This window comes from Methylolobus aquaticus (assembly GCF_054172105.1).
Window position 1 is genome coordinate 261,526 of sequence record NZ_JBSYXP010000004.1, and the last position, 20,819, is coordinate 282,344.

At 64.2% G+C, this 20,819-nt stretch carries 33 protein-coding genes, 1 tRNA gene and 1 pseudogene; 17 read left to right on the plus strand and 18 right to left on the minus strand.

Going from position 1 to position 20,819, the window contains the following annotated elements; genetic code table 11:
• The first annotated feature begins 30 nt into the window (after positions 1 to 30).
• The 10 genes from nrdR to ACW73L_RS07265 all read left to right on the plus strand — a co-directional run bounded on the left by nrdR (position 31) and on the right by ACW73L_RS07265 (position 6,575).
• Entirely contained in the window at positions 31 to 528 is a 498-nt protein-coding gene (gene nrdR / locus ACW73L_RS07220) for a transcriptional regulator NrdR (protein WP_498921043.1), read from the plus strand.
• 123 nt (positions 529 to 651) lie between these two features.
• Complete coding sequence (gene ribD, locus ACW73L_RS07225; RefSeq protein WP_498921045.1) at positions 652 to 1,770, plus strand: bifunctional diaminohydroxyphosphoribosylaminopyrimidine deaminase/5-amino-6-(5-phosphoribosylamino)uracil reductase RibD; 1,119 nt, start codon at positions 652 to 654, stop codon at positions 1,768 to 1,770.
• A gap of 1 nt (position 1,771) precedes the next feature.
• A complete protein-coding gene (locus ACW73L_RS07230) occupies positions 1,772 to 2,446 on the plus strand; it encodes a riboflavin synthase (protein WP_498921046.1) in 675 nt (224 codons plus the stop codon).
• On the plus strand, positions 2,433 to 3,542 hold the full coding sequence (ribBA, locus tag ACW73L_RS07235; RefSeq protein WP_139556257.1) for a bifunctional 3,4-dihydroxy-2-butanone-4-phosphate synthase/GTP cyclohydrolase II: 1,110 nt from the start codon (positions 2,433 to 2,435) through the stop codon (positions 3,540 to 3,542). The genes ACW73L_RS07230 and ribBA overlap by 14 nt, the downstream gene beginning before the upstream one ends.
• A 13-nt stretch (positions 3,543 to 3,555) precedes the next feature.
• Positions 3,556 to 4,035, plus strand: coding sequence for a 6,7-dimethyl-8-ribityllumazine synthase (gene ribH, locus ACW73L_RS07240; RefSeq protein ID WP_498921048.1), 480 nt, complete (start codon positions 3,556 to 3,558; stop codon positions 4,033 to 4,035).
• Entirely contained in the window at positions 4,032 to 4,478 is a 447-nt protein-coding gene (gene nusB / locus ACW73L_RS07245) for a transcription antitermination factor NusB (protein ID WP_129883533.1), read from the plus strand. The genes ribH and nusB overlap by 4 nt, the downstream gene beginning before the upstream one ends.
• The gene (gene thiL / locus ACW73L_RS07250) at positions 4,475 to 5,455 is read left to right on the plus strand and encodes a thiamine-phosphate kinase (protein WP_498921050.1); all 981 of its coding nucleotides are present in this window, start codon (positions 4,475 to 4,477) and stop codon (positions 5,453 to 5,455) included. Before nusB ends, thiL begins: the two co-directional genes overlap by 4 nt.
• 4 nt (positions 5,456 to 5,459) lie before the next feature.
• Positions 5,460 to 5,957 carry a phosphatidylglycerophosphatase A family protein gene (locus ACW73L_RS07255; RefSeq protein WP_498921052.1) on the plus strand — a complete coding sequence of 166 codons (498 nt, stop codon included), beginning with the start codon at positions 5,460 to 5,462 and terminating at the stop codon, positions 5,955 to 5,957.
• Positions 5,958 to 6,020: 63 nt separating this feature from the next.
• Positions 6,021 to 6,097: transfer RNA gene (locus ACW73L_RS07260), tRNA-Met, on the plus strand.
• A gap of 127 nt (positions 6,098 to 6,224) precedes the next feature.
• Positions 6,225 to 6,575, plus strand: a complete 351-nt coding sequence (locus tag ACW73L_RS07265) for a hypothetical protein (RefSeq protein ID WP_498921054.1) — start codon at positions 6,225 to 6,227, stop codon at positions 6,573 to 6,575.
• Between the two features lie 42 nt (positions 6,576 to 6,617).
• On the opposite strand, the pseudogene ACW73L_RS07270 reads toward ACW73L_RS07265, so the two are convergent.
• From ACW73L_RS07270 to ACW73L_RS07335, 14 genes and pseudogenes are all read right to left on the minus strand, one after another.
• Positions 6,618 to 7,625: pseudogene (locus ACW73L_RS07270) on the minus strand (recombinase family protein); the annotation flags it as partial.
• Between the two features lie 212 nt (positions 7,626 to 7,837).
• Positions 7,838 to 8,053 carry a hypothetical protein gene (locus ACW73L_RS07275; RefSeq protein WP_498921055.1) on the minus strand — a complete coding sequence of 72 codons (216 nt, stop codon included), beginning with the start codon at positions 8,051 to 8,053 and terminating at the stop codon, positions 7,838 to 7,840.
• 172 nt (positions 8,054 to 8,225) lie between these two features.
• Complete coding sequence (dnaN, locus tag ACW73L_RS07280) at positions 8,226 to 9,344, minus strand: DNA polymerase III subunit beta (RefSeq protein ID WP_498921057.1); 1,119 nt, start codon at positions 9,342 to 9,344, stop codon at positions 8,226 to 8,228.
• Positions 9,341 to 9,727, minus strand: a complete 387-nt coding sequence (locus tag ACW73L_RS07285) for a DUF7768 domain-containing protein (RefSeq protein ID WP_498921058.1) — start codon at positions 9,725 to 9,727, stop codon at positions 9,341 to 9,343. Before ACW73L_RS07285 ends, dnaN begins: the two co-directional genes overlap by 4 nt.
• A complete protein-coding gene (locus tag ACW73L_RS07290; protein WP_498921060.1) occupies positions 9,724 to 10,470 on the minus strand; it encodes a DUF2303 family protein in 747 nt (248 codons plus the stop codon). The genes ACW73L_RS07285 and ACW73L_RS07290 overlap by 4 nt, the downstream gene beginning before the upstream one ends.
• An 88-nt stretch (positions 10,471 to 10,558) precedes the next feature.
• Positions 10,559 to 10,906: a YfdP family phage-associated protein gene (locus tag ACW73L_RS07295; RefSeq protein WP_498921061.1), complete on the minus strand. Its 348-nt coding sequence runs from the start codon at positions 10,904 to 10,906 to the stop codon at positions 10,559 to 10,561.
• Positions 10,907 to 10,934: 28 nt separating this feature from the next.
• A complete protein-coding gene (locus ACW73L_RS07300) occupies positions 10,935 to 11,504 on the minus strand; it encodes a 3'-5' exonuclease (protein ID WP_498921062.1) in 570 nt (189 codons plus the stop codon).
• Positions 11,505 to 11,518: 14 nt separating this feature from the next.
• Positions 11,519 to 11,740, minus strand: a complete 222-nt coding sequence (locus ACW73L_RS07305) for a hypothetical protein (RefSeq protein ID WP_498921064.1) — start codon at positions 11,738 to 11,740, stop codon at positions 11,519 to 11,521.
• Positions 11,740 to 11,934: a hypothetical protein gene (locus tag ACW73L_RS07310; RefSeq protein ID WP_498921066.1), complete on the minus strand. Its 195-nt coding sequence runs from the start codon at positions 11,932 to 11,934 to the stop codon at positions 11,740 to 11,742. Before ACW73L_RS07310 ends, ACW73L_RS07305 begins: the two co-directional genes overlap by 1 nt.
• Entirely contained in the window at positions 11,931 to 12,509 is a 579-nt protein-coding gene (locus ACW73L_RS07315) for a hypothetical protein (protein WP_498921068.1), read from the minus strand. The genes ACW73L_RS07310 and ACW73L_RS07315 overlap by 4 nt, the downstream gene beginning before the upstream one ends.
• Before the next feature lies 1 nt (position 12,510).
• A complete protein-coding gene (locus ACW73L_RS07320) occupies positions 12,511 to 12,783 on the minus strand; it encodes a hypothetical protein (RefSeq protein WP_498921070.1) in 273 nt (90 codons plus the stop codon).
• Positions 12,784 to 12,908: 125 nt separating this feature from the next.
• Positions 12,909 to 13,325: a hypothetical protein gene (locus ACW73L_RS07325; RefSeq protein WP_498921072.1), complete on the minus strand. Its 417-nt coding sequence runs from the start codon at positions 13,323 to 13,325 to the stop codon at positions 12,909 to 12,911.
• Positions 13,326 to 13,681: 356 nt separating this feature from the next.
• Complete coding sequence (locus ACW73L_RS07330; protein ID WP_498921074.1) at positions 13,682 to 14,272, minus strand: hypothetical protein; 591 nt, start codon at positions 14,270 to 14,272, stop codon at positions 13,682 to 13,684.
• Positions 14,273 to 14,308: 36 nt separating this feature from the next.
• Positions 14,309 to 14,785 carry a helix-turn-helix domain-containing protein gene (locus tag ACW73L_RS07335; RefSeq protein WP_498921076.1) on the minus strand — a complete coding sequence of 159 codons (477 nt, stop codon included), beginning with the start codon at positions 14,783 to 14,785 and terminating at the stop codon, positions 14,309 to 14,311.
• Between ACW73L_RS07335 and ACW73L_RS07340 the strand changes: the two genes are divergently transcribed.
• Entirely contained in the window at positions 14,766 to 15,011 is a 246-nt protein-coding gene (locus ACW73L_RS07340; protein WP_498921078.1) for a Cro/CI family transcriptional regulator, read from the plus strand. The two genes, ACW73L_RS07335 and ACW73L_RS07340, sit on opposite strands and share 20 nt — an antisense overlap.
• Positions 15,012 to 15,070: 59 nt before the next feature.
• Here the strand turns inward: ACW73L_RS07340 and ACW73L_RS07345 are convergent, their stop codons facing one another.
• From ACW73L_RS07345 to ACW73L_RS07355, 3 genes are all read right to left on the minus strand, one after another.
• Entirely contained in the window at positions 15,071 to 15,448 is a 378-nt protein-coding gene (locus ACW73L_RS07345; protein ID WP_498921080.1) for a hypothetical protein, read from the minus strand.
• A 107-nt stretch (positions 15,449 to 15,555) separates the two neighbouring features.
• A complete protein-coding gene (locus ACW73L_RS07350; protein WP_498921081.1) occupies positions 15,556 to 15,762 on the minus strand; it encodes a hypothetical protein in 207 nt (68 codons plus the stop codon).
• 100 nt (positions 15,763 to 15,862) lie between these two features.
• Entirely contained in the window at positions 15,863 to 16,129 is a 267-nt protein-coding gene (locus ACW73L_RS07355; protein ID WP_498921083.1) for a hypothetical protein, read from the minus strand.
• Between the two features lie 218 nt (positions 16,130 to 16,347).
• On the opposite strand from ACW73L_RS07355, the gene ACW73L_RS07360 reads away from it, so the two are divergent.
• Positions 16,348 to 16,794, plus strand: a complete 447-nt coding sequence (locus ACW73L_RS07360; RefSeq protein WP_498921085.1) for a hypothetical protein — start codon at positions 16,348 to 16,350, stop codon at positions 16,792 to 16,794.
• On the opposite strand, the gene ACW73L_RS07365 is transcribed toward ACW73L_RS07360, so the two are convergent.
• Positions 16,781 to 17,011, minus strand: coding sequence for a hypothetical protein (locus ACW73L_RS07365; RefSeq protein ID WP_498921087.1), 231 nt, complete (start codon positions 17,009 to 17,011; stop codon positions 16,781 to 16,783). The two genes, ACW73L_RS07360 and ACW73L_RS07365, sit on opposite strands and share 14 nt — an antisense overlap.
• A 67-nt stretch (positions 17,012 to 17,078) precedes the next feature.
• Between ACW73L_RS07365 and ACW73L_RS07370 the strand changes: the two genes are divergently transcribed.
• The 5 genes from ACW73L_RS07370 (at position 17,079) to ACW73L_RS07390 (ending at position 20,627) form a co-directional block, all read left to right on the plus strand.
• Entirely contained in the window at positions 17,079 to 17,450 is a 372-nt protein-coding gene (locus ACW73L_RS07370) for a D-Ala-D-Ala carboxypeptidase family metallohydrolase (protein WP_498921089.1), read from the plus strand.
• Positions 17,451 to 17,649: 199 nt separating this feature from the next.
• Positions 17,650 to 17,799: a hypothetical protein gene (locus ACW73L_RS07375; protein ID WP_498921090.1), complete on the plus strand. Its 150-nt coding sequence runs from the start codon at positions 17,650 to 17,652 to the stop codon at positions 17,797 to 17,799.
• On the plus strand, positions 17,796 to 17,942 hold the full coding sequence (locus ACW73L_RS07380; protein WP_498921091.1) for a hypothetical protein: 147 nt from the start codon (positions 17,796 to 17,798) through the stop codon (positions 17,940 to 17,942). Before ACW73L_RS07375 ends, ACW73L_RS07380 begins: the two co-directional genes overlap by 4 nt.
• Before the next feature lie 124 nt (positions 17,943 to 18,066).
• Entirely contained in the window at positions 18,067 to 18,273 is a 207-nt protein-coding gene (locus ACW73L_RS07385; RefSeq protein WP_498921092.1) for a hypothetical protein, read from the plus strand.
• A complete protein-coding gene (locus ACW73L_RS07390) occupies positions 18,270 to 20,627 on the plus strand; it encodes a VapE domain-containing protein (protein WP_498921093.1) in 2,358 nt (785 codons plus the stop codon). Before ACW73L_RS07385 ends, ACW73L_RS07390 begins: the two co-directional genes overlap by 4 nt.
• Positions 20,628 to 20,819: the final 192 nt, after the last annotated feature.

Here is a 20,819-nt window from a genome sequence, read left to right on the forward strand (position 1 = left end):
TTTCGCTGACCTTACGTTCCGCGCGCGATCATGCATTGTCCTTTTTGTGGTGCCGGTGACACCCGGGTCATCGACTCGCGCCTGTCTCAGGATGGGGATCAGGTTCGTCGGCGTCGGGAATGCGCCGAGTGCAAGGAGCGCTTCACGACCTACGAAAGTGCCGAGCTCAACATGCCGCGGGTGGTCAAGAGCAACGGCCATCGTGAACCGTTCAAGGAAGAGAAGTTGCGCAACGGATTCTTGCGCGCCCTCGAGAAGCGGCCGGTCGACAGCGATTTGATCGAAGCCGCGATCGCCAGGATCAAGAAGAGCCTGCTTGCACGCGGTGACCGCGAAGTCCGCTCGCGCCTGATCGGGGAGCGTGTCATGCATGAATTGAGTCGCCTCGACCATGTGGCCTATGTCCGTTTCGCATCTGTTTACCGCCGTTTCGAGGACGTCAACGAATTTCGCGAAGTCATCGATCACCTCGAAAATGACCCACGTTCGAACGCGGTGGCGGGACAGCCCGACCTGTTCGACGAATAGTTCGGCTCCCACAGGGGGCGCTCACCTGCTACCATCCTGCGCGCGGCAATCGGTGCGCCGCGACACTTTATTCGGTATGGACGCGGCGCCCCTCCTCACGTATTTGTGCCGGATTCACGCCTGATGGACGACGCTCAATTCATGCGGCGGGCGCTGGATCTGGCGGCGCGCGCGCTGTTCACGACCGACCCGAATCCGCGCGTCGGTTGCGTGCTGGTCAAGGACGGCCGTATCGTCGGTGAGGGCTGGCATCGCCGTGTCGGCGGTCCGCATGCCGAGATCGAAGCCTTGCGCGCCGCCGGTGCGGAAGCGCGTGGCGCCACGGCTTATGTCAGTCTGGAGCCCTGCTGCCACTACGGGAAAACACCGCCCTGCACCGAGGCCCTGATCGCGGCCGGGGTGGTGCGCGTGGTCGCCGCAATGGAAGATCCCAATCCGGCGATTGCCGGGCGTGGTCTCGAGATTCTGAGACAGGGCGGATTGAGGGTCGAATGCGGCGCTCTGAGCCGCGAGGCCGAGGCGCTGAATGTCGGTTTCTGTACCCGGATGCGCACCGGACGGCCCTTCGTGCGCAGCAAGCTCGCGATGAGCCTCGACGGACGTACCGCACTGGCCTCCGGGGAGAGTCGCTGGATCACTGGCCCGGCGGCGCGCGATGACGTGCACCGGCTGCGGGCACGGAGTTCCGTGATCGTGACCGGCATCGATACGGTGCTCGCCGACGATCCCGCTTTGACGGCCCGGCTCGATCCGGGGGAACCGGTGCTGCAGCCGGTGCGTGTCGTGCTGGACTCGCGGCTCCGCCTGCCGGTCACGGCGAAACTGCTGCGGCAACCAGGCCGAACGGTGGTCGTGACGACATCCCCCGATGCGCGACGTCGGCAGGCGCTGGGCGATGCCGGGGCCGAGGTCGTGACGCTGCCGGGCGCTGCGCAGGGTCGCGGTGTCGATCTGGCGCAGCTGGTCCGCTTTCTGGGCGATGCCGAGTTCAACGAGGCGCTGGTGGAAGCCGGCGCGGTCCTGAACGGGGCACTGTTGCGAGCGGGTTTGGTCGATGAATGGCGGGTCTACGTCGCCCCATGTGTGTTGGGCAGTGACGGCCGCGGCCTGTTCGAGCTGAGCGGTCTGGGGCGAATGAGCGACCGGCCCGAACTGCGCTATACGGACGTCAGGCAGATCGGTAACGATCTGCGTTTGACGCTGGCGAGTGTTGCTGCGGCAACTGAGGAGAACCAGGACTGAGATGTTTACGGGTATCGTGCAGGCGGTGGGACGGATCACTGCCATCGAACCGCGCGGCGGCGATCAGCGACTCAGCGTCGCGACCGGCACGCTTCCGGTCGAAGATCTGGCGCTGGGTGACAGTGTCGCAGTCAGCGGCGTGTGCCTGACGGTCATCAGCCGGTCGGCCAATGGCTTTGCCGCCGATGTCTCGCGGGAAACGCTCGCCCGGACGATAATCGGGCGCCTGCGTCCGGGCGATCCGGTGAATCTGGAGCTCGCGCTGACGCCGTCCAGCCGCTTGGGAGGACACATCGTCAGCGGTCACGTCGACGGCATCGGCGCGATCGCCGCGCGTACGGAGGACGCGCGATCGGTGCGGTTCCGCATCACGGTGCCGGCGGGTCTTGCGAAATATGTCGCCGAGAAGGGGTCGATCTGCGTGGACGGCATCAGCCTGACCGTCAATGCCGTAGGTCCGGACTGGTGCGAGGTCAATATCGTGCCCCACACACTCGCCGTCACGACGCTGGGCAGCGCCATGCCGGGGCGTGAGGTCAATCTCGAAGTCGACCTGCTGGCGCGCTATCTGGAGCGCCTGCTGACGGGCACGGACGTCGCTGCCGCGCCAGGCGGTCTGACGCACGAACAGCTGATGCGGGCGGGTTTCGTCCAGGGGACCCATGAACACGATTGAAGAAATCATCGCCGACATCCGGGAAGGCCGGATGGTCATCATCATGGATGACGAGGCGCGCGAGAACGAGGGCGATCTGGTCATGGCCGCATCGCACGTCCGGCCCGAGGATGTGAACTTCATGGCGCGCTACGGGCGCGGCCTGATTTGCCTGACGCTGACCCGCGATCGCTGCCAGCAGCTGCGTTTGCCGCTGATGGTCAACGACAACCGCACGCCCCATTCGACCAATTTCACGGTTTCGATCGAAGCGGCGACCGGTGTGACGACCGGCATCTCGGCGGCTGACCGTGCGCGGACCATCCAGTGCGCCGTCGCGCCCGGCTGCAAACCCGAGGACCTGGTTCAGCCCGGCCACGTGTTCCCGCTGATGGCCCAGCCGGGCGGTGTCCTGAACCGGGCCGGGCATACCGAGGCCGGCTGCGATCTGGCCCGTCTCGCCGGGACGGAGCCGGCCGCGGTGATCGTCGAGATCCTGAACGAGGACGGCTCGCTCGCGCGACGGCCCGATCTCGAGGCCTTCGCCGCGAAGCACGGGCTGAAGATCGGGACGATCGCGGACCTGATCCATTACCGCATGCAGAATGAGCAGACGGTGGAGCGCATCTGCAGTTGCGCCTTCCCGACCGAGTTCGGCGATTTTCGCCTGCATGCCTACCAGGATCGCATCGACAACAAACTGCACCTGGCGCTGACCCTGGGGGCCGTGTCCGGCGATGCCCCGACGCTGGTGCGCGTGCATGGGCGCAACCTGCTCGGGGATCTGTTCGGCGCGAAGCGGGGCGATGCGACGATGTCCCTGCGCGCGTCGATGAAGCGGATCGCCCAGGAAGGCGCCGGCGTGCTGGTCGTGATCCGGAACGAGGAGGACGACAAGTCGCTGGTCGAGCGCATCCATCACTATCAGATGGAGGACCACGGTATCGCCCTCGGGGTCAGTGAAGAGCGTGGCGACGACTGGCGCACCACCGGCACGGGCGCCCAGATCCTGGCCGATCTCGGTGTACGCAAGCTGCGGATCCTGGGTTCGCAAAAGAAATACCTGGGACTGTCTGGTTACGATCTCGAAGTCGTCGATTACGTTTCGTCAGAATGAGGTGATTTGAACCATGAGCAATATCAAGACGATAGAGGGCCATTTGTCGGCCCAGGGGCGGCGCTTCTGTATCGTGGCATCGCGCTTCAACAGCTTCATCGTCGATCACTTGATCGCTGGTGCCGTGGATGCGCTCCATCGCCATGGGGCGCAGTCCGATGCGATCCGCATCGTCAAGACACCCGGCGCGTTCGAACTGCCGTTGGCGGTCGACCGGGTCGCCGCGAGCGGCAGCTGCGATGCCGTCATCGCCATCGGCGCGGTCATCCGCGGCGCGACGCCGCATTTCGACTACGTCGCGGGAGAGTGCGTGAAGGGGCTGACGGCCACGTCGCTGAAGTATGGAATTCCGGTGGCCTTCGGCGTGCTGACCGTGGATACGATCGAACAGGCGGTCGAGCGTGCGGGCACCAAGGCCGGCAACAAGGGTGCAGAAGCGGCCGTGACCGCCATCGAGATGGTGAATCTGGTCCGTGCCCTGGAGGAGGCATGAATCCGGCCGGGCTCAGTCTGGCGCGTCGTGCGGCGGTGCAGGCAATTTACCAGTGGCAGATCACCGGTTTGAGCCCTGCCGAGATCGAGCGCCAGTTCTTTGAGGAACATGGGATTGGCAAAGGGGATCCCGACACGTTCAAGGCGCTGCTGCACGGCATACCGGAACATGTGGCCCGGCTCGATGCGGCGCTGGCTGAATATCTGGACCGGCCGATTGCGGAGGTGGATCCGGTCGAGCGCGCGATCCTGCGTATCGGTGCGTTCGAATTGCTGTTCCGTCCGCAGTTGCCTTATCGGGTTGTCTTGAACGAGGCGATCAAGTTTGCGAAGGAGTTCGGAGCCGAGCAGGGTTACCGGTACGTCAACGGGATCCTCGATCGCGTCGCGCGACAGCATCGGGCGCTAGAAATCGGCGCCCGGCCTAACGCTCGCCGCGCTTGACGCCCCCTCCGTCAGGGTCGTTCGGCGAGTTCGACCTCATCCGCCGCTATTTCGCCCGGGGCAGCGCGCCGCACCCGCAGACCGTGCTCGGCGTCGGCGACGACTGCGCTCTGTTGCAACCGTCCGCCGGCGCCTTGCTTGCGGTGACGGCCGACACACTGGTGGCGGGCGTCCATTTCTTTGCGGATGTGCATCCCCACGATCTGGGCCACAAGAGTCTCGCGGTGAATCTCAGCGACCTAGCGGCCATGGGGGCAACGCCGGCTTGGGTCACCCTATGCCTGACCCTGCCCGAGCTCGATCAGGATTGGCTCGAGGGTTTTGCCGCCGGGTTCACCCAACTGGCGCAGGCACAGGGCGTCGAGCTGGTAGGCGGCGACACGACGCGCGGACCGCTCAGCATCACCGTGCAGGCCATCGGGCAGCTTCCGGCAGGCAGCAGCCTCCGCCGCTCGGGCGCGAATGTCGGTGATCTCATTTTCGTGACCGGTCAAGTCGGCAGCGCCGGCCTGGGTCTCAAGCAACTGCAGGGCCGATGGGAATGCCGCGATGACGAGCCCGCCCGGCGGCTGCTTTGTCCCGAGCCTCGCGTAGCGGCCGGTCAGCAACTGCTGGGACGGGCCAGCGCCTGCATCGACGTGTCGGATGGACTGGCCGCCGATCTCGGCCACATCCTGGCGGCGAGCGGAGCAGGGGCAACGCTCGAATGGGAGCGCTTGCCGTTGTCCGCAGCCGTGCTCGACTACATCGAGCGCACCGGTGATTGGTGCATGCCGCTGGTTGCCGGCGACGATTACGAACTGTGCTTCACGCTGCCTGAGCGCGAACGGGTCGCGATCGAAACGGCGCTCGCCTCGATCGGATGCGCCTGTACGGTGATCGGCCGCATCCAGCGCGAGCCGGGCCTGCGGCTCAGCCGCGAAGGCCGCGTCGATGCCTTTGGGCCCGGCGGATACGATCATTTCGCAGGACGGTAACGCCATGGGAGAAAAATCGCGGCAACCTGTCCCGGTGCGGTCGGTACTGATGCATCCTCCCTCATTGCTCGCGTTCGGCCTGGGGGTAGGGCTGGTGCCGTTTGCCCCGGGAACCTTCGGGACGCTGCTCGGGATTCCGTTTTATTGGCTGTGGGCCGACCTGTCCATGCCGGCGTACGGTGCGCTCGTTCTGGTCCTTGCGCTCGCCGGGGTCTGGTTCTGTGCTGCCGCAGCACGCCGCCACAAGATCGGCGATCATCCCGGCATCGTCTGGGACGAGATCGTTGGCTTCCTGATCACAATGTGGGGCGTGCCGTTCTCCTGGACTGCGGTCGCATGCGGTTTTCTGCTGTTCCGCCTATTCGATATCGCCAAGCCCTGGCCAATCGCCTGGGCTGACCGCCGGGTCGGCGGGGGACTGGGAATCATGCTGGACGACATACTGGCGGGCCTTTTTGCCTGGGCGGCATTGCTGGTCCTTCGCGCCCTGGTCCCACTCTGACGGGCAGTGCCCGTCATTTCGCTTGCAAGAATCGGGCGATTGCCCTAAGATACTCTTATCTGACGCGGGGTGGAGCAGTCCGGTAGCTCGTCGGGCTCATAACCCGAAGGTCGTAGGTTCAAATCCTGCCCCCGCTACCAGTCCTAGAGATAGTCCGGATGCGGCCGCAAGCGCTGCAACTGGCTCGTCAAATGTCAGATGGGTGTCACCCCGTTCGTGGGTGACTTCAACCCGACCAATCAATCCCAGCAGTAACTGCCGAGCGCGATGGATGTCGCTGCTCAATGCGTCCTGCAAATCAATCACGACCTCGCGAAACACCCGGCGGATCTCGCTGGCGGTGGGTACGCGCACGGTTTGCGCGTTCGCGCTGCGCCGTTCGAGTTCGGTGCGTTCGGATTCGAGGAGTTTCAGCCGCGACTGCAGTGCGGGCGACAGTCCGATAGAGGCGATGGCGTCGACGATGCGGCCAATCTCACCATCCAGCTCGCGGAGGCGCCGGGCAGTGCTAGCCGTCGCGGTCGGGTCCGTCATCTGCCTGGCTGCGGTTTCGACGATCTGGACCAGGTCGCGGATCGATTGGGGCTCCATGAGTATCGACCGGACCTCGGCGAGTAGCCGCGCATCGACCCGGTCACGGCGAGCCATGACACCCACGCAGACGGTGGGCCCCCGATCCTTGCGGGCCGCGCAGCCGTAGGCGCGGGCGTTGATCGAGACGACGGCACCGCCGCAGTGGCCGCAGATGAGCAGTCCGCCAAATAGGGTGGTGGGGCGCCTGCCGCGCTGGGATCCGTTGAGTCTTGCGGGGGTGTTCATGCGGTCGCGGGTGGCGAGCCACGTCGCATCGTCAATGATGCGCAGATCGGGGCGGTCCTCACTTTGCCAATCCGACTCGGGTCGCTCGATGCGCCGTCGCTTGCCGGTGTCGGGGTCTTTGACCCACTGGCTACGGTTCCATGTGTACCGTCCGCGATACAGTTCATTGTTGAGGATGCCGGTGCCCTTGTTGGGGCTGCCGTAGATGGCGGAGACGGCCCACGTGGATCCGCGCGGCGAGGGTAGTCGGTCCCGGTTGAGGTCGTGCGCGATGCGGGTGATCGAGGTGCCAGAGACAAACTCGGCGAAGATACGCTGCACGATGGCGGCGCGTGGCTCGTCGATCTCCAGTATGTGGCCACCGTCGACGGATATGGTGCGGTAACCGAACGGGAGTCCGCCGGCGAACAGTCCGCGCGAGACCTGACCGCTGAGCCCCCTGTGGGTGCGGTAGCGGAGGTCATCGAGGTAGACCTCGCTGATGATGCCGCGCATGCCGCGTTGCAGTTTCCTCGAGGAGGACTCTGAGTCGTAGCCGTCCGACACACCGATGAGACGAATGCCGCGATGTTCGAGACGACGGACGGTGGTCTCCTGGTCGATCATGTCGCGGCTGAGACGATCGAGCGATTCGACGATCAGGACGTCATAGCTGGCTGACATCAGCGCCCGCGACCCGGGCCGGTCCATGATGCGAGTGCTGCCGCTTGTCGCCTCGTCGCGGAACTCGGCGACGACAGTAAGCCCGAGGTCAGTCGCACGCAGGCGGCAGAGTCGTAGCTGATCGGCGATCGACGTTTCGCGCTGTCTGTCGGTGCTGAAGCGGGCGTAGAGTGCTGCTCTGTTCATTGGCCGGATTCTGGACCATGAGCCGATCGAGGACAATGGCACCGAGGAATCGGAGCATGTCGAGGCGTGCGGCGTCTCGGGTGGATGGGTCAGTCATAGGGTAGGGTGCGCAGATCAGCGTACGAGATCGACGAGCTGCGCCACAATGGCGATCAGTGCCGCAAGGGCAAAACAGACGCCGGCCACGCCGCCGGGATCGGGTCGTCGTTGTTTCATGCTCGGCAGTCCTCGTCGATGTGCTTGCGCATCCGCAGCGACTGAAAATCCGCAGCATTCGCACACTCACGGACGACGTCATCAGCCGCGTCAGGGATTGACTGCAGGCATCGGATGAATATCTCGGTGCGGAAGCATTGGTCCTGTTCGGAGTAGGCTGATGGGTCGCAGGCCGTCAGCGCTACCGCCAGAGGTATCGCAAGTCTTTTCATCGGTCGACCTCCGACTGGGGCTGGTGGGTCGGTCTCTCAACGGACAGCCTCGTCCGCTCGCGGGTGTGTTTGGTCCAGCCGGCAGCCTTGTCGGATTTCTGTTGCGCGTCACGCTTCCGGCCAGCGCGTTGGCGACGGGCCTGAATTTCTTCGCGGGTCATGTCAAAGCGCATCACAACCTCATCGGCGAGATCATGGCGAGGAATGCGTCGTTGGCCGGGTCGGTGACGACGCAGGAGCCGGGGTGTTCGGTGAACTCCAGTCGTGCCGTATCGCCGGTCACTTCGCTGATGGTCTGGATCAAGTAGTCGACGTTGAATCCGGCCAGCAGCGGTGCGCCATCGATCTCGGCCTCGGCGAAGTCTTCGCCGGTTTCGTTCTCTTTGTTCGCCGATGACAGCGACAGGCCGCCGTCCGCACTGATGATTTTCACGGCGCCTGAGTCGGCCGTCAGGGCGGCGACGCGTTGCAACGCGGCTAGCAATGCGGCGCGGCCAGCAGTGCATTCGGTCACGTAGGATTTGGGCAGGACGCGTTCGTAATCGGCGTAGCGGCCCTCGATGGTGCGGCTGCTGAAGCTGTCGCCGCCGGCGGTCAGCGTGACGCTGCGGTGGCCGAGGCTAAGAGTGACGGGCCCGGTGGCGTCGCGCAGCAATTTGACGATGTCGCCGGCCGCATCGCGCGAGAGGATGGCGTCCAGCACACCGTCCACCTCGCTGCAGGGCGTGGCGCAGTCGCTGACGATATAGCGCGCCACGCGGTGGCCATCGCTGGCCACGACGGTCAGTCGGTCGCCCTCGGCGCGGAGCAGCGTGCCATTGAGGTAGTAGCGGACGTCCTTGATGCCCTGGGCGTGGGCTACCGCGCTGAGCGCACGCAGCAGCTGCTCGGCCTCGATGTCGATGCGGTGGACGAGATCGTCAGCGTCGAAGGCCGGGAAGTTGGTAGCGGGCAAGGTCTGCAGCTGGAAGCGCGAGCGGCCATAGCGGACGATCATTCGCCCGGCTTCCTGTTCCAGTGTGATGACGCGCTCGGGGTCTGCCAGCCGCGCGATCTGGAAAAGTTTGGCGTGCGGTACACAGACCTCACCCAGCGCACCGGGGTCGCCGCCGTCGACGCGCTGCCGGCATTCGATCTGCGACTCGATGTCGCTGGCGGTGATGGTGAGGGTGTCGTCGTCCAACTTCAGCAGCACATGGCTGAGGATGGGCAGTGTGGATGTTGGTCGTGCCACCGGCGCGGCGGCCTTGAGCGGGCGCAGCAGACGCTCGCGGGTGATGGCGAATTTCATGCGACGCACTCATCCGGAAAGTTGAAGCAATCGGCGGTCAGCGGGTAGGTCAGATCCGGCCAGATGTAGACAGGAATGCCCAGTCGCAGGGCCTCGCGGATCTCGCCGATCGTCCCGGCGCTGGTGTGCCAGGTGCTGGTGATGACGACCAGGTCGCAGCGGCGCATCATTTCAAGCGTACCGTCGAGAAAGGCCTGATCGCTGACCAGACCGTCGAAGTGGCTGGTGTTTAAGTGCGGGCAGACGGCGGTGAAACCACGGGCCCAGAGCCCCGCAGCGAGTTGGCGCGCCGCCCAGATGTTCTGGTCGACGTAGTAGGTTCCGCGCCGGTCACGGTAGGGACCGGCGACGTAAGCCAGGATCTGACGGGAGGGCTTGATCATGGCTTGCCGAAGTAAATGTGGCCTGGCCACTCGGCGCGCACAGCCTTGACCATGGTGTCGACCGCGTCGTCAATCAGCCGGTGGGGGCGGATCAGCTCGTACCACATGCTGAGCACACCGTCGCGGATGCGGTACTTGAAGCGAGCCTCGACGGCGTAGGGTTCGCCGCCCATGAATAGCGGCAGGCCCAGCTTTATCGTCTGCGGGATTTTCAACTGGCCTGATGGTCCGGCGGCGCCGTTGATTTCCTCCCGGTACTGCAGCTGCGTTTCGCCGTTGTCGAGGCGCACGGCCTTGGTGAATTTGATCTTGATGTCGGCGACCAGACCGCGCGCGATTTCGGCCATCTCCGCCGCCGGCGGGTCGACAATGTCCGGCAGGTGATCTTCGATGAATTCCGCGAAGTCTGTCTGCGGCATGGACTTGCCGCTTTTCTCCTGCCAGTCCTGGAACTCGGGCGTGCGTGGGCATTCGTAGCGCGCCTTGAACTTGCACCAGTCGGCCTTCTGGCCGAGGTGATAGTCGAGGATGGCGCAAAACTCCGTCTTGCCGGACAGTGTGTCGACGAAGATGGCCGACTGCGCGTCGCCGTGCGCGCTGACAAACGCGATGAAGGACTCGAGCGTCGTCAGGGTGACGTCGGCTTCTACGCGCCGCGGTGCCCCGCGGGCTTCGACGTGTTCGACCAGGGTCCACCCTTCGGGCACCAGATGGGCCGGGGTGCCGTCGATGTCGAGGGACATCTCGCCGGCGCTCAGTGCCGCGCCGGTCGCCAGTAGCGACTTGATGGCCGGGTGGTTGATGCCGTCGTAGTTGTGCTCAAAGTCCATATCAGATGACCTCTTTCAGCGTGGTGGGTTTGGGTTGCTCGTCGACGGTGCGGAGATCCAGCGACGTTTGCCGTGGGTCATCGCGCACCAGGTTGCCTTCGGGGGTGCCGAACATCAGCGTGGAGGCTCGGGCCATTTCGGGGATCTTGGTTTTAATTTGCTCGGTGAGCTCATACTGTCCGCTGGCCCCGTTCGGTTTGATGGTCAGCTCCAGCGTGAGCTTGGCCTGCTTGCCGGTGTCGCGGCTGGCCTGCACGCAGGCGTTGAGCTTCTCGCTCAGTTCATCGAGCGTCTGTCCGTAGTTGAGGTGGGCGACGACGAAGTTGAACAGGTCGGTTCGGATGTGCATGGGGGACTCCGTTGGTGGTGGGCTGCGCTTAGGCGGCCTCGGCCGCAGATCGCAACTCGGGGTGAGCTCGGAAGATGTCGAGCAGGTGCTTGGCTTCAGCGATCGCGTCGTCACCGGCATGGTGTTTGGTGCCGAAGGGGTTTTTCTGGATGTCGGGGAACGCTGAGGCGATGGTGCGGTAGCAGCGGTCGTTCCAGTATTGCCACGGTTCCGGCAGGTGGTGGCGACGGTAGCACTGGCGCAGCACGACGTTGTCGAAGGCCGCACCGTTGCCCCAGACACGGACGTTGTCGATTGCACCGGGAACGGCCTTGGTGACGAACATGCGAAAGTTCAGCAGCGCCTCGCCGGGGTGCGTCGGCAGCACGAAATCCTCGGTGATGGCAAGCCGCGCTGCGTCCGGCTGGCCGAGCCAGAAACCGATCGTGTTACCGTCCACTTCGCCCCCGGCGCGTATATCGGCCTGCAGGTCGAGGACGCAATAGAAGTTCTCGGTGAGCTCCAGCGACCCCAGGTCAAACGCGACTGCGCCGATCGAGGCGATTGCTGCGTTGGGTCCGGTGCCCATGGTTTCGATGTCGATCAGGATGTCGCGCATGGCGCAGTCGGTAGTCATCGGTAGTGGTCCTCGGGATCTTTCGTAAGGTCGGCCGGGCGGCTGAGTGAGTCGTCGGCACGGATTTCGGTTTCGAAATAGGCCACCGCGAGCGTGGCGCAGGTCAACCACGCCGCGGCGACACTCTTGCCGACGATGGCCCAGCACGCACAGGCCAGGGCCCCGACAATCAGCGTCGCCCCGTAATCGTCGGTGAGCCGTCGCAGGGCGCTGCGCATCAGTGCACCCTTCGCCGCTCGTCGCAGAATTCGCGCGCCAGCCCGCACTCGTCGTCGGGATAGGCGTTGTGCATTCGATCCAGCGCGCCGGTCATGCCGATGATGCTGGCGGAGGTCATCACCGCGATGACGGCCAGGCAGAATGCGATTAGAAGTTTCGCCAGCGGGCCTGGCGGACGGTCGTAATCGCTCATCGCAAGATTCCTGTGCCAGATGCGGCGCGGCTGGGTTGGGTGTGCAAGGTGCGGTGGCTCGCCGTCACCTCGCCGTAGGACCGGATACGCCTTTTCGCTTTTTCGGCGGATTCGACGAGGTGGGCGCCCCCGGGAGAGCTCGACAGCAGGGTGATCAGGATGTCGCACTTGCCAATGGCGTGACCGGTCCAGTAATCCGCGTCATTGGGGTGCTGCTGGACGGCCTGGCGCGCACCCATCTCCAATGCCTCCAGCAGTTCTGCCAAGTCGTTCTGGGTGACCTGGAGTGCGAGTACGCCCGTGACTGCCGGGGGCGGCGTGTGGCGTGGCCGGTCTTGGCCTGCCTCGGACATGTGGGTCTGGATCCGGGCTTGTGCCACGGTGGCGGCTGTGATCGCCCGCACGACGTCGGGGCTTTGGTGAGCCTCCTTCAGCAGTTGGACGACGCCCTCCAGCGTGTCGACCGCCTGCGTTCCGATCGTGACGGCGTCCATCGGATTGGCCTCAATGCCTGCGCGGGCCGTGCGCCACGTGCGAGAGATAAGCCCCAGCGTGCTTGATTCTTTGATGTGCATGTCAGGCTCCCAAAAGATGCCCGGCCGGTCCTCGTCGTGTCGCGACCAGGCTAGAGGAGGAGGGAACAGGGGGTAGTTGGCAGGTCTCACCACTGGCTTCGCGGGCTGCCACGGCGGCGGCTGCCGACCGCACCGTCTCAAGGGCCATGTCGTCGATCCGCCGGATCGCGCGACACAGGGCTCTTGGCGGGGCGTGATCAGGTACGAGCTGCTGGTGCACCTTGAGCATCATCAGCAGGTGCTCGGTACGGGAGATCAGTTCGGTGTGGGTCATGGCGTGGTCCTGTCGGGGTGAGGGTTGAGTATAGTGGACCACTCGAAAATTCGGATGTCAACTATGCTCAACTAGGCCGCACAAAAAAGCCCGCGGGTGCGGGCTGGTCCGGCTTGTCTCTAGCGCTACTCGTCGTCGGTGCCTGATTGTTTGGCTTTTGCTCTGCGGCCCAATCCGTATCCACCGAAACCACCGCCAGCGACCAATACGATGGCCTTTATGATCTCCGTGGCGATCGCGCTTTGGTTCAGAAAGAGGGCTACCAGGACAATGCTGGTGATCAGGAGCGCAAGCGCGCCCAGGAAAATGAGCCAGCTGGTATGGGCTTTGTGCTCGTGTGCGCGCTGGCGCTCCAGGTCGTCCGCTTTCGCGGCCAACGCTTGTTTGCTGTATTCGAAGCTGTGCTTGTCCTGTTGCTCCTGAAGCTGCAGCTCGCGTGCCTTCAGGTCCAACTCTCTGCCTTGGTTCTCGATGAACTTCGCTATAACCTCCGGGGAGACCTGCATCGCAGGGATTTGCTGGGTGTTGTTGCGGCTGCTCACTGGCACTCTGCCCTGTACACTGGGTGTTTCCAGTAGATCAGAAGTGAGCCGAAGTCGTCTTTTTGTTCGAGGCTCGGGGGTAAGATGCGAACGCTCTTGATATCCCTTCGTTGCGCATCGCTCAGTTTAAGAAATGTCTCGACGGTGATGCGCTGCCTCTCCAATCGTTTCGCGGATAGGGTTTTCATCTTGGACTCTCGGTGGGCGGTCACTTCGTGCCGATGGCAATGTTCGGCGCGGCATCTTGGATTATGGCACAGATATACCGGCGCGCTATGTCGAACTGCGCTGCAATTTCAGGGGGCGCGCATTGCGTGACGCAGACATGCATCCTACACCTGGGCGTCGCAATATCCTCACCGCCCCGTGAACGGCGACGTTTTTACAGCCATCCGGAATGGTGGAACGTAGGACAGGAGTGATCGTAGGTCCGTTAGCTTGGTGGCTGGCTTCAGCCAGTAAACCACCGTGCCGGTGCCGGCGAAGTACGGCCGGCATGCCGGGGTCGGGTGCGCCGACCATGACGATAAGATGACTGCCCGTCGGACCTTTTCTGTCCGCCTCGCGAAGAGCACTGTGCTGATCTCGTCGTCCAGCACCGCGTAATCGGCATGGATGCTAGGCGTCGGTGGCGGAGTAACTTGCAAGTAGGCGTCGCCGAAGCAGTCGCTCTTGGAGTAATAGACCTCGCCGCTTGGCATATATCCGCCGTCCCCTGCAGAGAACGCATAAGCGCGCCCGTTGATTAGAAGAGATACCCTGCCGTCGCCATTCCTCCCGATTGGTGCGCCGGTCGCGTCGGTAACTTCAACTCCGTCATAGGAAAGGACGCGAAGCCCATCCGCGGGCACCATTGTGGCGGCCTGTGGTGCGCATGCCATGAAAAGAGAGGTTGTGATCGCGGTAAGCCGGCCGGCGACTAAAAACATCATGGTCTCCACTTCCATTGTTGGTCCCGCGCGCGATCGGCCGCCATCGGCACCTCATCCCGCTTTTTTTTTGACATGCGTGCCCACAAACGCATCCACTGTCGCCTCAAGCGCGCTCTTGGCTTCCGGTGGCAGCGCGCTTATGTCGATCATGTCGCCTGATGTGAGCTTGTCCGCTAGGTAGTCACGACACATTACCTCGCGAACGTCAGCCGCGCGCTGGGGCCCTTGCCCAGTAGCAATCCATCGCGCCGAGTAGCCGAACCGATCCTCAAACAAGAACAGGTGTTCGTTCTTGAGGTTCTTCGTCTGCCCCCCCTCCCATTTGCTGACCGCGCTCTTGCTGACATTCAGTGCGGTGGCAACGCGCTCGCGCGTCATTCCGCGCTCACGTTCGAGTTCGTCGCAGATCAGCTTGATGCGTTCCGCCATGGTGTTCATGGCGACGTAAATAGCACGGCATGAGTGGAGCATGGTTGACGCGAAAGGTTTCGTATGCTCAACTTTGATCATGGAAAAGAAGCGTGTCATCGAATTCTTCGGGGGGGTATCGAAAACAGCAGCGGCGCTGGGCGTCTCGAAATCCGCAGTTAGCAAGTGGCCTGACAGGGTTCCATGGGGCCGCGCACTCCAAATAGAGCGGATCACTGGGGGTCAACTTCGGGACGAATGGGCGCCACCAGTCGCCGAGGCTGGTGGTCCTTCGCCGGATACCGACAGGCATCAGCCAACTTCCCAGCCTGCAGAAGCCGCATGACTCATCAAGCCTCGAAATGGCGGGACGGCGTAATTTCGCTGGTCGGAGACCCGCGGGCATCAATGCGCCGTGCCTCGCTTGACGAGCTCGTCCGCGCTGAGGTTGGGCCCGTGTTTTTCATCCAGGGCGCAAGCCGTAAAGAGGTGCCGCAATGCGATGCCCTGGGAGGCGGTGAAATTGAAGGCGAGCCAGCCGAGTCCGCCACTTCTCATGTAGAGGCGGACGCCCCCATCGACGAGCGAACGGGCGGTGACTGATGGGTCATTCTGCACCGAGAGCGTCACGCCGCTGCCGGGCCGTGGCGGGTATTTGGGAACCGGCGGCTCCATTGATGCGCGGTGGGCGGCCAGCTTGGCAATCAGTTCGTCAACCTCGGTGGCAGAGAGCTCGGCCGTGAGCGCCACGCGCAGCGTTCTCTTGTCGGGTGACAGGTCCATGGGCTTCTCCGTGGGTGAATGCTGGGCTTGATGGAGTATTCGACGTGACAAAGAACACCGTGACGATCACCGCCGACAGTTCCGATCTGTTGGGCTTCCTTCCTCGATTAGAGGCGGAAATTGCCGAGGCGCCGGAGGGTGTCCGCCAGCGAGCGCTCAGCTTGCTCAAGCACGCGGCGCAACTCGTCTGTTTCGAAACCCGCCCCACACCGACAGGCGTTGCCGTGCTGCTTAAACCAACGCAGTGGGCGCTTGATCTGTGCGCGGCAATTGGGGCAGGTGATTTCGATCTCGTGGAGGTCGAGCAGGCTCATGACAGGATCCTGGGTAGTACGGAGCGGTCGCAGCAATGCTCGCTGGACGTCCCGGCGACAGTGGTCGATGTCGCGTGGGCCAATGGGTCGGCCGCCGCGCTCACTGCAGCGTTCGGCGAGCCGTGTCAGCCAGGGTCTGGCCACCCGTGCTGCCGTCGATGCCATCCGCCAGCTGGGTTAGGGCTAGCGCCGCTTCGTCGCGCTGCCGGAAATCTGCGGGCAGGGATGTCGCGGTGGCTCGGAACGAGTCTGCGACTTGCTCGGGACTCAGTCCCGCGCGTGCTGCGACGATGCGCGCCAGGTGGACGATCGCGATCTCAAGGCCGGCAATGAGTCCGATGACGGCTTCGATTTGGGCTTTGGTCATGGCTGCTGGTGACGATGGAACGTGTGGGTCCCAGTCTCCCTGAACGCCCATCGTCGGGCTGTGAAAAATTACCGGATTTCCCGGTGCGTATTACCCGGTCGGGCAGCGAGCCATTGCTGCGGTGCCCGTTTTGCCTGATGCCGCGCCCACCCGCCCGCTGTCTCTGTGCCGGCGCGGTGGCGTGGCGACAACATCAACGTGTGTAGGAGCAGTAGCCGATGAGCAATGCAGCGCAGTACGCCGGACGGCCGGTGGTGATTTACGGCCCGCAGGGGTGTGGAAAGACGAGGCTGCTGCCGCGTCTCGCCGCGCTCTGTGGCAAGACGAGAATCGTCGAGGAATGGTGGGATGGCGCTGGCGCGTCGACGCTGGATGCGGACTCTATCGCGGATACCGGGGCACCGCCGCCCTATGCGAGCGTGCCCGACGCGGTCGCGCTCAGTTACCAGGACGCGGCGGCGCTGGTCGCCGCAGAGGCTGACCGGTCTGCGTGGCCTAATCCGGCGTGCGAGCGTCCGGTGTGCGATGGGCCGCGGGTACGCCTGCCGTTTTCAGCGGAGTTCGTCAACTGTCACTGTGCGGCGGCTATGCGTGACGCGGCAGAGGCGGACCGGCCGACGCGGGTGCGACGGCCGTTTTCAACGGAGTTCGTCAACTGCGGGTGAGTCGTGCAGATGCGCTGCGCGGGGGAAGTCGATCGAGCCAGAGCTTGAGGATGGCGATGGCATGCTCGGGCTGCGCCTGGTCTTCGAAGACGGACTGCGCGGCCGCCCATGCCAGATCCAGTGTGTCGGTGACGTAGACGGCGGCGACGCGGAGGTCTTCCGGAATGTTCTTTGACTGGATTTCGAGCTTGGTATCAAAGGGATTGGGGTGCTTCATGGTGGGTCTTCGGTGGTGGTGCCCTCGCGATTCTAGCGTGATTAACGGCACGGACGGGGGATAGGCCATGGGCGATCTGAGTGTGCATTTCTCGAAGGCCGAATTCGCTTGCCACTGCGGCTGCGGATTTGGCACCCGGCCGGGCGACGTGTCGCCGCGGCTGCTGGTGCTTCTGGAGCAGATCCGGCAGCAGTTCGATGCGCCCGTGACGGTGGTGTCGGGCTGTCGTTGCCAGCGGCATAACCGGAATGTCGGGGGCGCCGCAGCCTCCCAGCATCTGCGCGGCACTGCGGCCGACATCAAGGTGCAGGGTGTGACGCCGCGACAGGTTGCCGACTGGCTGTGCCAGGCGTATCCGCGCACGTACGGGGTAGGCCGGTATCGGACCTGGACACACGTCGATGTGCGGCTGTCACCGTCTCGGTGGGGGACGAATTGATGATCCCAATGCCCGCTCACGGTGCTGCCGCGTGCGCCTCTTCGCGCGGCTGTGCCGTTCCTACCATAGCGGGCTCCTTACAACCCACCGTAGCGGCGACAACCGGACGCATCAGCATGAAGTTGGATGCTGACCGATGCGGGCCTTGCGACATCAGCTGTACCGGTTGGCGGCTGGCGTCAATTCTCGGGGGGTTGAGATGAGTGCGATTTGGAAGCTTGCGGGCATCGTGGTGATGGTGGTGTATCTGCTGGCGTCTCTGGCCGCTGACCGGTGGGGATGGACTCGGGTGTGCCTGTCGTTGTGCCTGCTCCCACTCGCGTTGGCTGTGTTCTGGGTGCCCGCATGAGCAGCCCGATCAGTGCCGCGCTCGCGCGCACCCGGCGGCATTGGGAGTACCACGCCGCGAGGCTGGCGCTGCGGACTCTAGTGGCATGGTTCCTGTTCTGGACGCTGGCACCGCTGATCGCCGGCCTGTTGGGTGCGAGATGAGTCGGGTGCTATCTCTGGCGATCGTCTGCGTACTGGTGTCATGCAGTGCCGTCGAGTGGCGCGCCGCTGATGATTTCTGCTCGGGGTTATCGCGCGTCATGCGGGCGATGACAGAGTGCGGGCGATGAGCGATTGGCGTGACACGGATTCGATCAGCGTGAGCCCGCAACGGCGCTTCAAGGTGCGTGTGGAGTGCCTCGATGGCCGTGTCGTCACGATCACGGTTACGGCCGGATCTATGGATTCGGTGATCGACCAGGTGACGAACCGCCGCATCGCGACTCCGCCTGACAGGGTGAGTTTCTCGGTCTCAGAGGATCTGCAGGGATGAGTGATTTTCGCCGCATTGCGGATGCCGCGCTGGCCCGCGCCGATTCGCTGGTGCCGATGTGGCTGCCCGATGGGCGCCGGTCAGGGTCCGAATGGTCGGCGCTGAATCCGACGCGCGGCGATACGTCGAGGGGGTCGTTCTCGGTCAACCTCGCCACGGGGAAATGGTCTGATTTTGCGACGGGCGATTCTGGCGGCGATCTGGTCGCGCTGTGCGCCTATTTGTTCCATGCCGGCGATCAGCTGGCCGCGCTGAAGCAACTGGCGGAGCACCTGGGCGAGACGTTGTCGCCGTTCCATGATCGGAGCCAGCGCGGTCCTGATTGGCCGGAGGATAAGACGCCGCGCGGCTCAGTACCGGAGCCGGAAAAGAAACCGAAGACGGCGTCGCCATGGCGGCCGATCGTGCCCGTTCCAGCAGATTCGGGACCTGTGCCGAAGGCGCACACGTTCCGCGGTCGCCCTGATTACACATGGGCTTATCACGACCAGGCCGGTCATCTCCTTGGCATCGTCTGCCGGTTTACGACATCGGACGGCGGTAAGGAAGTGTTGCCGTGTGTCTACGCCGAACACGAGACAACCGGCGTCCGTCAGTGGCGCTGGATGGCGTTTCCTGCACCGCGCCCGCTGTACGGGCTGTGGGATCTGCGGCCGGATGGCGACGTGCTCGTGGTCGAGGGCGAGAAGTGCCGCGATGCGGCGCACAAAGAGATCGGCGGGGACTTCTCGGTGCTGTCTTGGCCCGGTGGAGGGAAGGCGGTCAAGTTGGCCGATTGGACGCCGCTGTCCGGTCGGCGGGTGATCCTATGGCCCGATTGCGACGCGCAGACGGATAAGGCCGGTGACATCCTGGCCGAGAAGGAGCAGCCCGGCACGAAGGCGATGGCCGCTATCGCCAAGACGCTGCAAGGGCTGGGCTGCGAGGTGCTCAGAATGACCATTCCGGCGCCTGGCACGAAGCCAAGCGGTTGGGATGTGGCGGATGCCATCGAGGCTGGCGTGACGGGCGAACGGCTTGCGGCGTGGGTCGTCGAGCACGCCGAGCCGGTGAATAGTCCGAAACCTGAAGAAAAGGCCGATCCCGCTGACGCTGCGCTGCCGTGGCGAGAGCTCCTGCTGCGGAAGCCGCGCACCGGAGAGCTCCAGGAGTGTCGGGAGAACGTCTACCTGTTCCTGTCGAATCACCCAGCCCTCGCCGAGCGGATCGCGGTCGACGAGTTCGCGAACGCGATCGTCAAGACGGACAAGCTGCCATGGGCCTCGCACGATGCTGAGTGGCAGGAAATCGACGATTTGCGGCTGGGGTATTGGCTGGCTGACAGCAACGGGCTGTTGATCCGCAGTACCGAGGCGCTGCGCCACGGGGTGACGCTGGCGGCCTCTGAGCGCCGCATTCACCCGGTCCGGGACTGGCTGCAGGGCCTGTCTTGGGACGGCACGGCACGGCTGAGTGAGTGGCTGGCGCAGTGCATGGGCGCTGCGCCGACGACGTACCACGCCCTGGCGGGGCGCTTCTGGCTGATTTCGATGGTGGCCCGGATTTTCGATCCGGGGTGCAAGGTCGACGCGATGGTGGTGCTGGAGGGCGAGCAGGGGGGCGGGAAGTCGTCCAGTCTGCGCCTGCTGGCCGGAGAGCATTTTTCGGATACGCCCTTCGTGATGGGCGACAAGGATTCATTCCTGGCGCTGCGGGGGCGCTGGTTGTACGAGATCAGCGAGCTTGACTCGCTGAACCGGGCCGATATCACCCGCGCCAAGGCCTTCCTGTCGAGCCAGGTGGACAACTACCGGGCGCCCTACGAGGCGCGGCCCGAGAATCACAAGCGGCAGTGCGTCTTCGCCGCGACAACGAATCAGTACGAGTACCTGCGCGATCTGACCGGCAATCGCCGGTTCTGGCCGGTGCGATGCCATGAGATCGACCTGACTAAGCTCGCCGCATGGCGCGAGCAGCTCTTCGCGGAGGCCTGTGTGGCGTATCGCGCCGGTCAGCGCTGGTACCCCGACCGTGAGGAGTTCGAGACGCATTTTGAGCCCGAGATCGACAGGCGGCTGTTGGACGATCCGTGGGAGACGACGATCGCGGATTGGTGCGACTCGCCGGATGCGCAGTTCGATTTGAAGCACGACGGGGTGACCGTCGCTCGGGTGTTGAAGGAGGCGATCAAGATGGACGCCTCGAAGATCGGTGGTGCGCGGGTGGAATCCGCGCGGGTTGGGACGATCATGAAGCGCCTGGGGTACGCCCGCAGGCGCCGTGCAACGGGTCGTCGCGAGTGGGCGTACGTGATGGAGGCACCAACAGCCAGACAGACGTCAGAGGGGGCCGCAGATGCGAATCTGCCGCTCTGAGACGCTACGGCAGGGCCTGGCGCGCCGGAATGGGCGCGCAGAAACCTCGTATCAAGCCGTCCTGCGGGGCGGTGATCTGTCGCTGTGCGCCGATATTCGTATGTTGTTGAAAATCATACTGGGACGGCTGAGAGCCGCGCCAGCCGTGCGTTTCAGGCAATCCGTCCCAGTGGCGGTGATGCTGGGACGGAA

Coding starts and splice junctions, on each gene's coding strand:
- nrdR (WP_498921043.1), top strand. CDS start 31: ATGCATTGTCCTTTTTGTGGTGCCGGTGACACCCGGGTCATCGACTCG.
- ribD (WP_498921045.1), top strand. CDS start 652: ATGGACGACGCTCAATTCATGCGGCGGGCGCTGGATCTGGCGGCGCGC.
- ACW73L_RS07230 (WP_498921046.1), top strand. CDS start 1,772: ATGTTTACGGGTATCGTGCAGGCGGTGGGACGGATCACTGCCATCGAA.
- ribBA (WP_139556257.1), top strand. CDS start 2,433: ATGAACACGATTGAAGAAATCATCGCCGACATCCGGGAAGGCCGGATG.
- ribH (WP_498921048.1), top strand. CDS start 3,556: ATGAGCAATATCAAGACGATAGAGGGCCATTTGTCGGCCCAGGGGCGG.
- nusB (WP_129883533.1), top strand. CDS start 4,032: ATGAATCCGGCCGGGCTCAGTCTGGCGCGTCGTGCGGCGGTGCAGGCA.
- ACW73L_RS07255 (WP_498921052.1), top strand. CDS start 5,460: ATGGGAGAAAAATCGCGGCAACCTGTCCCGGTGCGGTCGGTACTGATG.
- ACW73L_RS07265 (WP_498921054.1), top strand. CDS start 6,225: ATGGATGTCGCTGCTCAATGCGTCCTGCAAATCAATCACGACCTCGCG.
- ACW73L_RS07275 (WP_498921055.1), bottom strand. CDS start 8,053: ATGAAAAGACTTGCGATACCTCTGGCGGTAGCGCTGACGGCCTGCGAC.
- dnaN (WP_498921057.1), bottom strand. CDS start 9,344: ATGAAATTCGCCATCACCCGCGAGCGTCTGCTGCGCCCGCTCAAGGCC.
- ACW73L_RS07285 (WP_498921058.1), bottom strand. CDS start 9,727: ATGATCAAGCCCTCCCGTCAGATCCTGGCTTACGTCGCCGGTCCCTAC.
- ACW73L_RS07290 (WP_498921060.1), bottom strand. CDS start 10,470: ATGTCCCTCGACATCGACGGCACCCCGGCCCATCTGGTGCCCGAAGGG.
- ACW73L_RS07295 (WP_498921061.1), bottom strand. CDS start 10,906: ATGCACATCCGAACCGACCTGTTCAACTTCGTCGTCGCCCACCTCAAC.
- ACW73L_RS07300 (WP_498921062.1), bottom strand. CDS start 11,504: ATGCGCGACATCCTGATCGACATCGAAACCATGGGCACCGGACCCAAC.
- ACW73L_RS07305 (WP_498921064.1), bottom strand. CDS start 11,740: ATGCGCAGCGCCCTGCGACGGCTCACCGACGATTACGGGGCGACGCTG.
- ACW73L_RS07310 (WP_498921066.1), bottom strand. CDS start 11,934: ATGAGCGATTACGACCGTCCGCCAGGCCCGCTGGCGAAACTTCTAATC.
- ACW73L_RS07315 (WP_498921068.1), bottom strand. CDS start 12,509: ATGCACATCAAAGAATCAAGCACGCTGGGGCTTATCTCTCGCACGTGG.
- ACW73L_RS07320 (WP_498921070.1), bottom strand. CDS start 12,783: ATGACCCACACCGAACTGATCTCCCGTACCGAGCACCTGCTGATGATG.
- ACW73L_RS07330 (WP_498921074.1), bottom strand. CDS start 14,272: ATGGAAGTGGAGACCATGATGTTTTTAGTCGCCGGCCGGCTTACCGCG.
- ACW73L_RS07340 (WP_498921078.1), top strand. CDS start 14,766: ATGGAAAAGAAGCGTGTCATCGAATTCTTCGGGGGGGTATCGAAAACA.
- ACW73L_RS07335 (WP_498921076.1), bottom strand. CDS start 14,785: ATGACACGCTTCTTTTCCATGATCAAAGTTGAGCATACGAAACCTTTC.
- ACW73L_RS07345 (WP_498921080.1), bottom strand. CDS start 15,448: ATGGACCTGTCACCCGACAAGAGAACGCTGCGCGTGGCGCTCACGGCC.
- ACW73L_RS07350 (WP_498921081.1), bottom strand. CDS start 15,762: ATGAGCCTGCTCGACCTCCACGAGATCGAAATCACCTGCCCCAATTGC.
- ACW73L_RS07355 (WP_498921083.1), bottom strand. CDS start 16,129: ATGACCAAAGCCCAAATCGAAGCCGTCATCGGACTCATTGCCGGCCTT.
- ACW73L_RS07360 (WP_498921085.1), top strand. CDS start 16,348: ATGAGCAATGCAGCGCAGTACGCCGGACGGCCGGTGGTGATTTACGGC.
- ACW73L_RS07365 (WP_498921087.1), bottom strand. CDS start 17,011: ATGAAGCACCCCAATCCCTTTGATACCAAGCTCGAAATCCAGTCAAAG.
- ACW73L_RS07370 (WP_498921089.1), top strand. CDS start 17,079: ATGGGCGATCTGAGTGTGCATTTCTCGAAGGCCGAATTCGCTTGCCAC.
- ACW73L_RS07375 (WP_498921090.1), top strand. CDS start 17,650: ATGAGTGCGATTTGGAAGCTTGCGGGCATCGTGGTGATGGTGGTGTAT.
- ACW73L_RS07380 (WP_498921091.1), top strand. CDS start 17,796: ATGAGCAGCCCGATCAGTGCCGCGCTCGCGCGCACCCGGCGGCATTGG.
- ACW73L_RS07385 (WP_498921092.1), top strand. CDS start 18,067: ATGAGCGATTGGCGTGACACGGATTCGATCAGCGTGAGCCCGCAACGG.
- ACW73L_RS07390 (WP_498921093.1), top strand. CDS start 18,270: ATGAGTGATTTTCGCCGCATTGCGGATGCCGCGCTGGCCCGCGCCGAT.